Source organism: Saccharopolyspora antimicrobica (assembly GCF_003635025.1).
GTDB classification, from domain to species: domain Bacteria; phylum Actinomycetota; class Actinomycetes; order Mycobacteriales; family Pseudonocardiaceae; genus Saccharopolyspora; species Saccharopolyspora antimicrobica.
Genome location: NZ_RBXX01000002.1, coordinates 3,542,624 through 3,555,886 on the forward strand (window position 1 = coordinate 3,542,624; position 13,263 = coordinate 3,555,886).

Consider the following 13,263-nt stretch of genomic DNA (forward strand, 5'->3'; position numbering starts at 1 on the left):
CGCGGGCAGGATGACGTCGGCACCCGGGCGAAAGGTGTCGTCAACACCACCGCGCACGTGCGGCGACTTCGGCAAGATCGTGAGTGTGACGCCCCGAGGCCGTGGGGCACCGGGAGGAGTGGCGACGATGGATTTGCGTTCTGCAGTGCGCGGGTCGGGAGTTCTGCTACTCGCGCTGGCGACCGGGCTGCCGGCTCTCGTCGCCCTGCCGCTCGTTCTGGTCAACTGCCTGCTCGTCGTGATGGGCGTCGGGATCTTCGTGCTGCCCGCCGCCGCGGCGGTACTGCACCGCTGGACCGAGTGGGAGCGGCGGCGGGCCGGGCGGTATCTCGGCGTCCAGGTCGACCCGATCCGCTCGGCGACCGGGTTCAAGCAGGTCGTCCGCTCGCCGGTGACCCGGCGGGACCTGCGCTGGCTGGTGGTGCACGCGCTGTTCGGCGTGGTCGTGGGACTGCTCGGGCTGGTCGCGACAGTGGGAGTGCCTTCGACGCTGGTGTCGCTCGCGCTCTGGTCGTCCACCCCCGACATCACGCTGTTGGGTGTGCAGCCGTCCGGATGGGGCGCCGCGTTCGTGCTCGCAGCCGGGCAGATCGCGCTGGCAGGTGCGTTGTTCGTGTGGGGCGTGCCGCCGCTGGCGAGGGCGCAGGCCCGGATCTCGCTGCGGCTGCTGACCCCGCCCGAGTCGGAAATCGAGGCGCAGCGCCTCGCGGAGCGGGTCGACGTGCTCGCCGAGACCAGGGCCGGGGCGTTGGAGGCGCACGGCGCGGAGTTGCGGCGCATCGAACGGGATCTCCACGACGGCACGCAGGCCCAGCTGGTCTCGATCGCGCTGCGGCTGGGGATCGCGGAGAAGGCCGCCGCCGACGATCCGGAGACCGCGCTGCGGCTGGTGCGCGAGGCCCGCGGCGGAGCCGAGGAGGCCATGGCCGGACTGCGCGACGTCGTGCGGACGCTCTACCCGCCGATCCTCGCCGACCGCGGGCTGGCCGGAGCGGTGTTCGCGCTCGGCGCGCGCTGCGCGGTGACCACCGAGGTCTCCGTCGGCGATCTCGGCGAGGTGCCCGCCGCGGTCGAGGCCGCCGCGTACTTCGTGGTCGCCGAGTCGCTCACCAACGTCGCGAAGCACTCCGGAGCTGAGCGCGCCACGGTCGCGCTGACCAGGGCGGACGGCGAACTGCGGGTCGAGGTCGGCGACGACGGCGCGGGCGGTGCGACGGAGGAGGGCGGCACCGGGCTGACCGGCATCCGGCAGCGGGTCGCCGCGCTGGACGGCCGCACCTCGGTGCACAGCCCGGCAGGCGGGCCGACCCGGATCGAGGTGGCCCTGCCGTGCGGGTTCTGATCGTCGAGGACAACGTCATCCTCGCCGAGGGCCTGAAGCTGCTGCTGGCCGCGGCTGAGATCGAGGTGGCCGGGGTGCACACCGAAGCCGCGTCGTTCCTCGAAGCGGTGGTGGCGGATCCGCCGGACATCGCGGTGGTGGACGTGCGGCTGCCGCCCTCGTTCCGCGACGAGGGCGTGCGGGCCGCGCTGCGCGCCCGCGAGCTGCACCCGGAGCTGCCGGTGCTGCTGTTCTCGCAGTACGTCGAGGAGACCTACGCGCGTGAGCTGCTCTCCGACGGCCGTGGCGCGGTGGGCTACCTGCTCAAGGACCGCGTGTCGCGGGTGGACGAGTTCGTCGACTCGCTGCGCCGGATCGCGGCCGGGGCCACGGTGATGGACCCCGAGGTCGTCTCGCAGCTGATGACTCGCCGCCACGACCCGCTGGCCGCGCTGACGCCCCGCGAACGCGAGGTCCTCGCGCTGATGGCCGCCGGTTACGCCAACGGCGAGATCGCCCAGCGCTTGGTGGTCACCGAGCGCGCGGTGCTCAAGCACGTGGGCAACATCTTCGCCAAGCTGGACCTGCCGGTCGGCGACTCCGGGCACCGCCGGGTGCTGGCAGTCCTGGCGCACCTGGGCGGCTGAGGGATTGTTGGTGGTTGCGTTGCGTGGGTGGTCGCTTGGCGGAACCTGAGTGCTTCCCTGGACTGACAGCTCTGCCGGGGCCGATGCCGCTGTGGCATCGGTTACCTGGGACAATGGCCGCAGCTCACCGGTTCATGCTAGGAGGTCGCGGCGACGTGTCCGGTTCCGCAAGCAACAGCGCCCAGGGGCCTGTTCTCGTTGTCGACTACGGCGCCCAGTACGCGCAGCTGATCGCGCGTCGGGTGCGGGAGGCGCAGGTCTACTCCGAGGTCGTCCCGCACGACACCCCGGTCGAGGAGATCCAGCGCCGCAATCCCGCCGCCGTAGTCCTGTCCGGCGGCCCGTCCAGCGTTTACGCCGACGGTGCGCCCCAGGTCGACCCGGCGCTGTTCAGCGCGGGCGTCCCGGTCTTCGGCATCTGCTACGGCTTCCAGGCGATGACCTCGGCCCTCGGCGGCACGGTGGAGCACACCGGCACCCGCGAGTACGGCCGCACCGAGCTGGAGGTCAGCGGCGACGGCGGCACCATGCACGCCGAGATGCCCGGCCACCACCCGGTGTGGATGAGCCACGGCGACTCGGTGAGCAAGGCCCCGGAGGGCTTCACCGTCACGGCCTCCACCAAGGACACCCCGGTGGCGGCGTTCGAGAGCGTCGAGCGGCAGCTGGCCGGCGTCCAGTACCACCCCGAGGTGGTGCACTCGCCGCACGGCCAGGAGGTGCTGCGCCGCTTCCTGCACGACATCGCCAAGGTCCGCCCGCAGTGGACCACCTCCTCCATCGTCGACGACACGGTCGCGGCGATCCGCGAGCAGATCGGCGACCGCCGCGCGATCTGCGCGCTGTCCGGCGGCGTGGACTCCGCGGTGGCCGCCGCGCTGGTGCAGCGCGCCATCGGCGACCAGCTGACCTGCGTGTTCGTCGACCACGGCCTGCTGCGCTCCGGTGAGCGCGCGCAGGTCGAGCGCGACTTCGTCGCGGCGACCGGTGTCCGGCTGGTCACCATCGACGCGGTGGACCGGTTCCTCGGCGCGCTGGCCGGCGTGACCGACCCGGAGGAGAAGCGCAAGATCATCGGCCGGGAGTTCATCCGGGTCTTCGAGCAGGCCGCCCGCGACCTGCAGACCGAGGCCGGCGAGGCCGGTGAGCAGATCGACTTCCTGGTGCAGGGCACCCTCTACCCGGACGTGGTCGAGTCCGGCGGCGGCTCCGGTGCGGCGAACATCAAGAGCCACCACAACGTCGGCGGTCTGCCCGACGACCTGCAGTTCGAGCTGGTCGAGCCGCTGCGCGCGCTGTTCAAGGACGAGGTGCGCCGGGTCGGCCTGGAGCTGGGCCTGCCGGAGACGATCGTGCACCGCCAGCCGTTCCCGGGCCCGGGCCTGGGCATCCGGATCATCGGCGAGGTCACCGCGGACCGCCTGGAGACGCTGCGCGCGGCGGACGCGATCGCCCGCGAGGAGCTGACCGCGGCGGGCCTGGACCGCGACATCTGGCAGTGCCCGGTGGTCCTGCTGGCCGACGTCCGCTCGGTCGGCGTCCAGGGCGACGGCCGCACCTACGGCCACCCGGTGGTCCTGCGCCCGGTCTCCAGCGAGGACGCGATGACGGCGGACTGGACGCGCCTGCCCTACGACGTCCTGGAGCGCATCTCCACCCGCATCACCAACGAGGTGGCCGAGGTCAACCGGGTGACCCTCGACGTGACCTCCAAGCCCCCGGGCACCATCGAGTGGGAGTGATCCCCGAGCGCTGAACGACGAAGGGCACCTCCCGCCGGGCAGGCGGAGGTGCCCTTCGTCTTGGGTGGTGATGCCGGGGAGACCTGGCCGTCAGGGTGCCGTGGGCACGGGGCGGGGTCGGGTTCAAAGCGGTGGGTGGTCACCCCGGGTGGTGCAGCGATTTCAATTGAAATTGGATTCGTTGCGTTCTCGGCGACACCTGCGGTGGGGAGAATCCGATTTCAACCGAAATCGCGGAGGTTCACCACCGTTGGATCAGGGCTGCTCGACGCGGACCCAGTCGATCAGGTAGCGCACCTCGCCGGTGGCGATCCGGTCCACAGTGGACTGCGGAAGGCCGAAGTACGGTTCGGTCACGCCGTTGACGCCGTTCGGGTAGCCGCCGCCGAGGGCGAAGTTCAGGATCAGGAACTGCGGGTCGTCGTAGGCCCAGGTCCAGCCCTTGCCCTGGATCTCGTCCTTGGTGACCCGGTAGGTCTCGGTGTCGTCGACGAAGAAGGCGATCCCGTCCGGCGTCCAGTCCGAGCGGTAGACGTGCCAGTCGGCCGGGTCCCCGCCCGCGAACTCCTGGCGCTTGGTGAACGGGGTGTCGCCGTGGTACTCGGGGCCGTGCAGCGCCGAGCTCGTCCACGGCTCGCCGACGTGCTCCATCACGTCGATCTCACCGCAGTCCGGCCACGGCTTGCCGTTGTCGATGTTCGCGCCCAGCGACCACCACGCGGGCCAGAGCCCGCTGGCGGTCGCGTTCTCCGGGAGCTTGAGGCGCGCCGAGTAGCTGCCGTAGGTGAACTCGACCTTGTCCTGGGTCTTGACCCGGCCGGAGACGAAGTCGTAGGTCTGCCCGTCCGGGGCCTGCGTGCCCGGCTTGTACCGGGGGTGCAGCGCGAGCGCGCCGTTCTCCGCGCCGGTCGACGGGTCCTTCTCCACGTAGATCGTCTCGGGCGAGTCGACGTAGGCCTGCTGCTCCTGGTTGACCGTGCCGAAGTTCTCGCCGGTGACCTCGACTGTCCACTTGGAGCGGTCCAGCTCGGTGCCGGAGAAGTCGTCGAAGAACACCTCGGCGCGGGGTGCCGCGCCGGCCTGCACCAGCGGCACCGCCGTCAGCACCGCGAGCGCGGCGGCGGTCGCGAGCAACTTGTTCCGGGCCATCACCGCTCCTTCGGGAGGGGAACCGCTTCTTGAGCGATCGAGTATCCCGGCGGGGCCCGGCCGCGTGGCCGATTGGCGAGTTCTGGACTAGCTGCGGGTGCGCAGGGAGACGACCAGCATGACGACGCCGACCGTCACGGCGGCCAGCGCCAGCAGCCACTGCAACTGGCTGCCCAGGCCGATCAGCACGCTGCCCGCGATGGCGACGGTGATCAGACCGCTCACCAGGGCGACCAGGTCCGGGCCGCCGCGCCGGCGGAGGGAGGGGTTTCGCTCGTCAGCCACGGGTGACCTCCACGCTTCCCATGCCGACCCGCAGGTCGAGGTTCAACCGGCCGCCACCGGGGCCGTCGGCGCCCAGGTCCGTCGCCGTCTGGTCCGCGCTGCCGCCGCTGGCGACCGAGTGCAGGCACTGCACGTCGCCCAGTTCCGACTTGCACTGCGCGGTGATGTCCACGTCCTCGGGCACGTGCACGAGGATGTCGCCGACCCCGACGCTGGCCGCGGTGGTGATCTCCTGGTCCTCGGCGATCTCCATGCCGCGCAGGTCCAGCGTGATCGTCCCGGCGGACAGCTGGTAGTCGGGGGCCAGCTCGTCGGCCGTTTCCGGGTGGACCTCGTGCTCGCCGATCTCACCGCTGTAGGTGTCCAGCGGCATCATCGAGGCGATCATCGCCGCAGCCGCCAGCGGAACCGCCGCGGCGATCAGCCCTCGGCCGCCGCGCAGGAAGGAGCCGATGATCAGCCCGATCCCGATGGTGCCGAGCGCGAAGGTCAGCGCGACGTACAGCGGCGCGCCCAGCGCGCTGGTCAGGCCACCGGCGAACGCCGCCAGGCCCAGCGTCACCCAGGTGATCCAGCGCCGCTTCGGCTGCTGCGGTTCCGGTGGTTCGGGCTCGCTCGGCTCCGGGAGGTCCCAGGCGAACGGCGCGACACCGAGCGGGTCCCACGCGGGCGGGGACTTCTGCTCGACGTCCGCGGTCTGCTCGGCTCCCGGGTAGACCCAGGTGTTCTCGCCCACCTGCGTCGCCTCGGGCGCCGGCGCGGTGGTCGGTGCCGCGGACATCGGAGCTGCGGCGGCCGGTATCGCGTTGCAGTCCCCGTAGGAGCGGTGGATCAGGTAGAACGCGCCCAAGCCCACCGCGAGCCCGATGATCCCCGGCGAGCTGATCAGCCAAAGCACGCTGGGGAGCAGCAGCAGCACCAGGATCACCGCGAGGGTGCCCGAGGTCGGCTCCGGCCTCGGCTTGGCCGTGCCGGGCAGCGATTCGCTCTCCTTCGGGAACAGCAACCAGCCCAGCAGGTAGAGCACGACGCCCGCGCCGCCGTAGATGGCCGCCAGGACGAACGCGACCCGGACCAGGATGGGATCGATGCCGTACCGGAGGGCGATCGCCGCGGAGACACCACCGACCTTGCCGCCGGAACGCGGCCGGACCGGGCGGGTCGCCCAGAAGTCCCGCATGGTGTCCTCGAACGCCGCGGCTCCGGCGCGCTTCGTCGTGCTCATGTCCACCACTATCGGTCCTCGGCGACACCCGGAGCATCAGGGACGCCCCTGATCCGGCCCGGAATGTCAGGGACGGTCCCTGATGCCCGCGCTCGCGCGGGCGTGTGACCATCGATCCCGTGAGAGACCAGCTGAACCAGCAGCGCGCCGCCGAGGTCGACACCGGGCCAGGAGCTGCCACGAAGCCGATGGCGCAGCAGCGCCCGCGGAGCGTGGAGCAGCTGCGCAGGCGCCGCAGCGGACGTCTGGTCGCCGGGGTCGCCAGCGGGGTGGCCGAGCACCTCGGGGTGCCGGTGCTGTGGGTGCGCGGCGGGTTCGCCGTGCTCGCGGTGTGCGGCGGGGCGGGCATCCTGGCCTACTCGCTGCTGTGGGTGTTCGTGCCGCAGTCCGTCGGCGCGGAGAAACCCGTCACGACCCGGGAGCGGCAGCAGGGCTTCGGCGTGATCCTGCTCTGCCTCGGCGCGATGGTCGCGGTAGGCGGGCTGATCTCGATGCCCGCCTGGCTCGGCGCGCCGCTGGTGGTGGTGCTCATCGGTGCCGCCGTGGTGTGGCGGGAGGCCGACGAGTCGCAGCGCCGCCGCTGGCGGCAGGGCGCGCGGACCAACGTGGTCGGCGCGCTGCTGGGCGGCGGTGGCCGGAAGGCCATGATCCGCGTGCTCGCCGGCGCGGCGCTGGTCATCGCGGGCATCGTGGCGGTGCTGATGGGCTCGACCTCGATGGACGAGGTGCGCTTCGCGCTGCTCGCGGTGGGCGCGACGCTGGTCGGCGTCGCGGTGCTGACCGTGCCGTGGTGGGTGCGGCTGGTGCGCGACCTCGACATCGAGCGGGCCAGCCGGATCCGCTCCCAGGAACGCGCCGAGATCGCCGCGCACCTGCACGACTCGGTGCTGCAGACGCTGGCGCTGATCCAGAAGCAGGCCGAGTCCGAGCGCGAGGTGCGGCGGCTGGCCCGCGGGCAGGAGCGCGAGCTGCGGAACTGGCTGTACGGCCCGGACGGCTACGGCTCGCAGCGGCAGGCCGTGGACGACGCGCCCGCGGCCACGTTCTCCGCCGAGCTGACCCGGATCTGCGGCGAGGTCGAGGACAGCTTCGCGATCAAGGTCCAGCAGGTGGTGGTCGGCGACTGCGACGTGGACGAGCGGTTGACCGCGCAGCTCGCCGCCGCCCGGGAGGCGGTCGTCAACGCCGCCAAGCACGCCCGGGTCGCGGAGGTGAGCGTGTACGCGGAGGTGGAGGCCGCGCAGGTCTCGGTGTTCGTCCGCGACCGCGGCGCCGGGTTCGACCCGGCCAGCGTGCCCGCCGACCGGCACGGGCTGGCCGACTCGATCCGCGGCCGCATGCAGCGGCACGGCGGGAAGGTCAAGGTGCGCACCTCGCCGGGCGAGGGCACCGAGGTGCAGATGGAAATGCCGAGGGCGGCGTGAACTCGCGTACGCTGCGGACGAACCCAGCGATGGAGGATGTTGATCGTGACCGGTGAAGACACCACCGCCCCGCACCAGGTCCGGGTGTTCCTGGTCGACGACCACGCGCTGTTCCGCACCGGGGTGCGCGCGGAGCTGGCCGCCGCCGAGCAGGTCGAGGTGATCGGCGAGGCCGGATCGGTGGCCGAGGCGGTCGCGGGCATCGCGCACTTCAAGCCCGAGGTCGTCCTGCTCGACGTGCACATGCCCGACGGCGGCGGTGCCGAGGTGCTGCGGCAGGTGCGCGGTCAGCAGCCGGACGTGGTGTTCCTGGCGCTGTCGGTCTCCGACGCCGCCGAGGACGTGATAGCGGTGATCCGCGGCGGCGCCCGCGGCTACGTCACCAAGACCATCTCCGGGCGGGAGCTCGCCGACGCGATCGTGCGGGTGCGCGCCGGGGACGCGGTGTTCTCGCCGCGGCTGGCGGGATTCGTGCTGGACGCCTTCTCCGAAGGGCCGAACTCGGCACCCGTCGGCGACCCCGAGCTGGACCTGCTCACGCCGCGCGAGCGCGAGGTGCTGCGACTGCTGGCGCGCGGGTACGCGTACAAGGAGATCGCCTCCGAGCTGTTCATCTCCGTCAAGACGGTGGAGACGCACGTGTCCAGCGTGCTGCGCAAGACCCAGCTGTCCAACCGGTACGAGCTGTCGCGCTGGGCCTCCGACCGCCGCCTGGTGTGAAAGCTGTTCTTGTGCAGCGGTGCCGGTAACGGGATCTCAGAACCCGCGGCGGTGGGCCGCTTTGACGACGACTGACAAAACCCGGGATCAGCAGGACCAGACGCGCATCGGTACGAAACCGGTGGCGCGACCCGAGCGGTCCAGCAGCCGACCCATGCGCTTGACCGTTCGCAGGTTCACCAGCGTGTCGTGCACGACGAGAGCGGGGAAGTTGCGCGTCGCGGCCTGCTCGAACTGCTGGATAGCGCTGATCGACGGCAGCCAGACCGTGGCGACCAGGTTGTGCTCGCCGGTGACCGCCGCGCACATCCGGACCGGTGCGAGGCCGGCCAACCCGGCCCCGACGCGGTCCACGTCGAGCGCGGCGACCCGCCCGCGCAAGGTGGCGGTGACCGGCAGCCCGACCAGCGGTGCGGCCACCTCGCAGCGCAGGGCGAGCACGCGCGAGCGCAGCATCGCGGTGATCCGGCGGCGAGCGGTCGCCTGGCTGGTACCGGCCTCGTCGGCGAGCTGGGCGTAGGAGGTGCGGCCGTCCGCGGACAGCAGGCCCGCCAACTTCCGGTCTAGGCCGGTGAACGCGATCGACGGGGCAGGCTGCTGGCCGAAACCGGGGTCCAGCGCGACGTGCGCCGAAGCGCCCAGCGCGTGCAGCCGCCAGTTCGCCCCCTCGCTGTAGAACCGGGTGACCAGCGCGGTCGTGGTGGCGGTCAGGCCGGGGACCTGCTCGACGTGCTGGACCAGGTAGTGGTTGAGCGCTTCGAGGTCCTGCGCGGCGACGGTGAGCAGCAGGTCCTGCGTGCCGGCGGTGATCTCCACGGAGATGCAGCAGGAGTCCTCGGCCAGCGTCGTCGCGACCTGCTCCTTGGTGCCCGGACAGCACCGGGCCGTCACCAGCGCGACGGTGCCGCCGGTGGACAGCGCGCGGAAGTACGCGGTCGTCCAGGCGTCACCGCGGGCGGCGAGCCGGTCCCAGCGCCGGGCCACCGCCTCCGCCGAGCGGACGCCCAGCGAGGTGGCCACCGCGGACCACGACGCCCGGGGCCAGACCTGCAGCGCGTTCACCAGCGCCAGGTCGGACTCGCTGAGCATGACCGTTCTCCGCGCCACAGCCGGGGATCATGACGGATTCCCCGACATTCGACAACGCTTGCGCCGCGTTCGCCGACCATGCCGCCATCCGGATGGAAGGAGGCGCTGGTGACCGCCGCACCGCAGCCCACTGGTACGGAACTCCTCGCCCGCCTGGACCGGCTCCCGGTCGGCAGACCGCATCGCAGGCTGATGCTGCAGGGCGGGCTCGGCTACCTCTTCGAGTCCTACGACGCCGTGCTGCTCGGATACGCGGCCTCGGCCGTGGTGGCCATCTGGTCGGTCGGGTCCGGGCTGGCCGGGTGGCTGCTGGCCTCGGTGTTCATCGGCTACCTGATCGGTGCGCTGGCCGCGGGCGTGCTCGCCGACCGCATCGGGCGCCGCCGCGTGCTGATGTACGCGCTGCTGGTCTACGTCGGGTTCACGCTCGTCGCGGCGACCGCGTCCAGCCCGGGGGAGCTGATCCTCTGGCGGGTGCTCAGCGGGATCGGGATCGGCGCGGAAGCGACCATGATCGTGCCCTACATCTCGGAGTTCCTGCCCGCCCGCAACCGGGGCCGCAACATCGGCAACACGATGCTGTTCCTCGGGTTCGGCTACATCCTGGCCGGGCTGACCGCGGTCACCGTGATCAGCCCGAACCCGGAGCCGGGTTGGCGCATCGCGTGCATCATCTGCGTCGCTCCCGTCCTGCTGCTGCTCTGGTGGCGCCGGGATCTGCTGGAGTCGCCGCGCTTCCTGATCAGCCAGGGGCGCATCGCCGAAGCCGCCGCGATCGTCGAGCGCTTCGAACGGGAAACCGCGGTCGAGGGCGAGCTGCCTCCGGTCCCGGCGGCCGCCGGGCCGACGGGGAAACCCGCGCCCCGGCGGAACGTGCTGCGGCAGTTCGCCGCGTTGTGGGGACCGGGGCTCGCGGTCCGCACCGGCGTCGTGTGCGTGGTGTGGTTCGCCATCCAGGCGACCCACTACGGCTACGGCACCTGGCTGCCCACCCTCCTGGTGCTCAAGGGCTTCACGATCACCAAGAGCTTCTCCTTCGCGCTGGCCAGCGCGGTCGCGCAGGTCCCCGGCTACTACCTCGCGGCCGCCATCAGCGAACGCATCGACCGCAAGTGGACGATCGTGGTGTTCATGTGCGGCAGCATCGCCTGCGCGGCCGGGCTGGCCGTCGCCGCCGATGAGGTGGCCATCTTCTGCTTCGTCGTCGCGCTCTCGTTCTTCATGAACGGCGTCGCCGGGCCGCTGTACGCCTACACCTCGGAGATCTACCCGACGGAGTCCCGGGCGACCGGGATGGGCCTGGCCAGCGCGACCGCCCGCGTCGGGGCGATCATGGCGCCGGTGGCCATCGGCTACCTGCACGACGACCTCGGCTTCGCCGGGGTTTTCGCCATGCTGTGCGGACTCCTGCTGATCGGCGCCCTGGTGCTCGCCCTGCTGGGGCTGCGCACCGCGGGACGGAGCTTGGAAGCGATGCACGCCGGACCGGCCGCCGCGAGAACCCGCGACGACCAGCCGGCCTGACGCCCGGAGACGGTCACTTCATCGGGTGGTTGGTGGCCAGTTCGGCGTAGATCTGGGAACCGCGCATCAGGGCGAGGTGGAGCCTGGCCCAGCCCTTCGGCGGCTCGATCGGCGGGAGCTCCTCGGTGCTGGTGCGCACCTCGGTGCGGTCGTCCTCCGGCATCTTCTCCTCCTCGGCAGTGGTGGTTCCGGGCGACGGCGAGCGGCGGGTCAGCAGCACGCCGACCAGCACGACCGCCATGCCCAGCAGGATTCGCAGTCCCAGCTCCTCGCCGAGCAGCAGCCAGCCGAGCAGGACCGAGACGATCGGCATCAGGTAGGCCACCGTCGAGGCGGTGGTGGCGCCCTCGTCGCTGATGATCCGGTAGTTCAGCGCGAACGCGATGCCGGTGCCGAAGACGCCCAGCACCGCGGCCGAGACCAGCGCCAGCAGGTCCCAGTGCACCGGCCGCAGCCCGTCCAGCGGCAGCGCCACGACGGCGTAACCGGTGGCGGCGATCATCTGCATCGTGGCCAGCACCAGCGGCGGCAGGCCGTGCCCGCCGGTCAGGTTCCGTCCGATGTAGACGTACCCGATGCCGTAGCTGACCGCCGCGCCCAGGCAGGCGAGCACGCCCCAGCTGAGCAGGCTGGTGCCCTGCCACGGCGCGAAGATCAGCAGCACGCCGAGGAATCCCAGCAGCAGCCCGCCGATCCGGGCCGGTGGCAGCGCCTCGCGGCTGACCAGCAGCCCGAACAGCACGGTCCACAGTGGAGTAGTGGCGTTGAGGACCCCGGTCAGCCCGGAGTCGACCGTCTGCTCGCCGATGCCGAACAGCACCCAGGGCAGGGCGCTGGCGAACAGCGCGGCGACCGCGACGTGCCGCCACAGCGTGCGGTCGCGGCTGACCTGCAACCCGCGGACCGCGCACAGCGCCAGCAGCACCAGCGCGCCGAGCACGATGCGCACCAGCGCGATCTGCGTGGGCGCCAGCGCCGTCAGGGCCAGCTTGATCAGCAGGAAGCTGGATCCCCACAGCAGCGCCAGCGCGCCGAGCCGGAAGTAGTTCGTCGGGTTGTTCATGGCCTCTCCGGGTTCGCGGAAACCCCGTGCGCGGGGCGTCGGGTTCGCCGGGACAGTAGGTCGCGATTCCTTCGGCCTTCGCCGAACCGTTCGCTCGCCCTCTACGTTCCACCCAACGGCGCGTTAGAACAAGTGAATTAAAATCAACGAACGTTTCAGATTTGCTGTAGTGTTGGCGGCATGTTGGACGTACGCCGCATGCAGGTCCTGCGCGCCGTGGTCACCAGCGGCTCGGTCAGCGCCGCCGCGACCAACCTCGGCTACACCCCGTCGGCGATCAGCCAGCAGCTCGCCACGCTGGAGCGGGAAGCGGGCACCCCGCTGCTGGAGAAGGTCGGCCGCGGGCTCAGGCCGACCCCGGCCGGGGTGCTGCTGGCCGAGCGGGCCGGGCAGATCGCCGAGCTGCTCAGCAGCGCGGAGGTGGAGCTGGCCGACATCCGGGCCGGGCGCACCGGCCTGCTCCGGGTGCGGTTCTTCCACACCGCGTCGGTCGGCCTGGTCCCGGCCGCGGTCGCCAAGTTCCGCGCCGAGCACCCGGAGGTGCAGCTGGACCTCCAGCTGCAGGACGCGGGCCTGATCGACGACCTGGCGGCGGGGGAGTCGGACGTGGCGATCGTGGTGGCGGGCGACCAGGAGCCCGAGCGGCGCGGCGTGCGGTTCGTGCACCTCACCGACGACCCGTACCGGGTGGTGCTGCCGCGGAACCACCCGATGGCGGACCAGGAGTGCATCGACCTGGCGCAACTGGCCGCCGAACCGTGGGTCAACAGCGCGATGAACACCGGCGACATCTGCGGTCGGCTGCTCCAGGAGGCCTACGCCAGCGCCGGTTTCACGCCGAAGGTGGCGCTGGAAGCGGACGGGACCTACTCCGCGCAGGGATTCGTCGCCGCCGAGCTCGGCGTGTCGCTGGTGCCGCGCCTGGGACTGGACGTGGTGCACCCGGGCGTCGTCATCCGCGCGGTCCGCCGCCCGGAGCCCGTCCGGCGCCTCTACGCGGCGGCTCGCGAAGCCATCGCCGACCTCCCGGCCACCAAGTCCCTGCTGGCCACCCTGCGCGAAGCCGCGAACTGA

Annotated in this window: 12 protein-coding genes; 7 read left to right on the forward strand and 5 right to left on the reverse strand. The window is 71.9% G+C overall.

Annotation, left to right across the window (positions count from 1 at the left end):
• The first annotated feature begins 127 nt into the window (after window positions 1-127).
• The 3 genes from ATL45_RS17315 (at window position 128) to guaA (ending at window position 3,710) form a co-directional block, all read left to right on the forward strand.
• Window positions 128-1,342, forward strand: coding sequence for a sensor histidine kinase (locus ATL45_RS17315; RefSeq protein ID WP_093155079.1), 1,215 nt, complete (start codon window positions 128-130; stop codon window positions 1,340-1,342).
• Window positions 1,330-1,968, forward strand: a complete 639-nt coding sequence (locus ATL45_RS17320; RefSeq protein WP_093155077.1) for a response regulator — start codon at window positions 1,330-1,332, stop codon at window positions 1,966-1,968. The genes ATL45_RS17315 and ATL45_RS17320 overlap by 13 nt, the downstream gene beginning before the upstream one ends.
• A 155-nt stretch (window positions 1,969-2,123) precedes the next feature.
• The gene (gene guaA / locus ATL45_RS17325; protein WP_256258425.1) at window positions 2,124-3,710 is read left to right on the forward strand and encodes a glutamine-hydrolyzing GMP synthase; all 1,587 of its coding nucleotides are present in this window, start codon (window positions 2,124-2,126) and stop codon (window positions 3,708-3,710) included.
• Between the two features lie 255 nt (window positions 3,711-3,965).
• On the opposite strand, the gene ATL45_RS17330 is transcribed toward guaA, so the two are convergent.
• From ATL45_RS17330 to ATL45_RS17340, 3 genes are all read right to left on the reverse strand, one after another.
• On the reverse strand, window positions 3,966-4,859 hold the full coding sequence (locus ATL45_RS17330; protein WP_093155075.1) for a glycoside hydrolase family 16 protein: 894 nt from the start codon (window positions 4,857-4,859) through the stop codon (window positions 3,966-3,968).
• Between the two features lie 87 nt (window positions 4,860-4,946).
• The gene (locus tag ATL45_RS17335) at window positions 4,947-5,144 is read right to left on the reverse strand and encodes a hypothetical protein (protein ID WP_093155074.1); all 198 of its coding nucleotides are present in this window, start codon (window positions 5,142-5,144) and stop codon (window positions 4,947-4,949) included.
• Entirely contained in the window at window positions 5,137-6,369 is a 1,233-nt protein-coding gene (locus ATL45_RS17340; protein WP_093155072.1) for a PspC domain-containing protein, read from the reverse strand. The genes ATL45_RS17335 and ATL45_RS17340 overlap by 8 nt, the downstream gene beginning before the upstream one ends.
• Before the next feature lie 110 nt (window positions 6,370-6,479).
• On the opposite strand from ATL45_RS17340, the gene ATL45_RS17345 reads away from it, so the two are divergent.
• Window positions 6,480-7,793 carry an ATP-binding protein gene (locus ATL45_RS17345; protein WP_439332496.1) on the forward strand — a complete coding sequence of 438 codons (1,314 nt, stop codon included), beginning with the start codon at window positions 6,480-6,482 and terminating at the stop codon, window positions 7,791-7,793.
• A 36-nt stretch (window positions 7,794-7,829) separates the two neighbouring features.
• Entirely contained in the window at window positions 7,830-8,513 is a 684-nt protein-coding gene (locus tag ATL45_RS17350) for a response regulator (RefSeq protein WP_093155071.1), read from the forward strand.
• 87 nt (window positions 8,514-8,600) lie between these two features.
• Here the strand turns inward: ATL45_RS17350 and ATL45_RS17355 are convergent, their stop codons facing one another.
• The gene (locus ATL45_RS17355; protein WP_093155069.1) at window positions 8,601-9,602 is read right to left on the reverse strand and encodes an Lrp/AsnC family transcriptional regulator; all 1,002 of its coding nucleotides are present in this window, start codon (window positions 9,600-9,602) and stop codon (window positions 8,601-8,603) included.
• 108 nt (window positions 9,603-9,710) lie between these two features.
• On the opposite strand from ATL45_RS17355, the gene ATL45_RS17360 reads away from it, so the two are divergent.
• On the forward strand, window positions 9,711-11,126 hold the full coding sequence (locus ATL45_RS17360) for an MFS transporter (RefSeq protein ID WP_170210264.1): 1,416 nt from the start codon (window positions 9,711-9,713) through the stop codon (window positions 11,124-11,126).
• Between the two features lie 13 nt (window positions 11,127-11,139).
• Here ATL45_RS17360 and ATL45_RS17365 read toward each other — a convergent pair whose 3' ends face one another.
• A complete protein-coding gene (locus ATL45_RS17365) occupies window positions 11,140-12,189 on the reverse strand; it encodes a DMT family transporter (RefSeq protein WP_093155066.1) in 1,050 nt (349 codons plus the stop codon).
• A gap of 180 nt (window positions 12,190-12,369) precedes the next feature.
• Here ATL45_RS17365 and ATL45_RS17370 point away from each other — a divergent pair, with 180 nt between their 5' ends.
• Entirely contained in the window at window positions 12,370-13,263 is an 894-nt protein-coding gene (locus tag ATL45_RS17370) for a LysR family transcriptional regulator (RefSeq protein ID WP_093155065.1), read from the forward strand.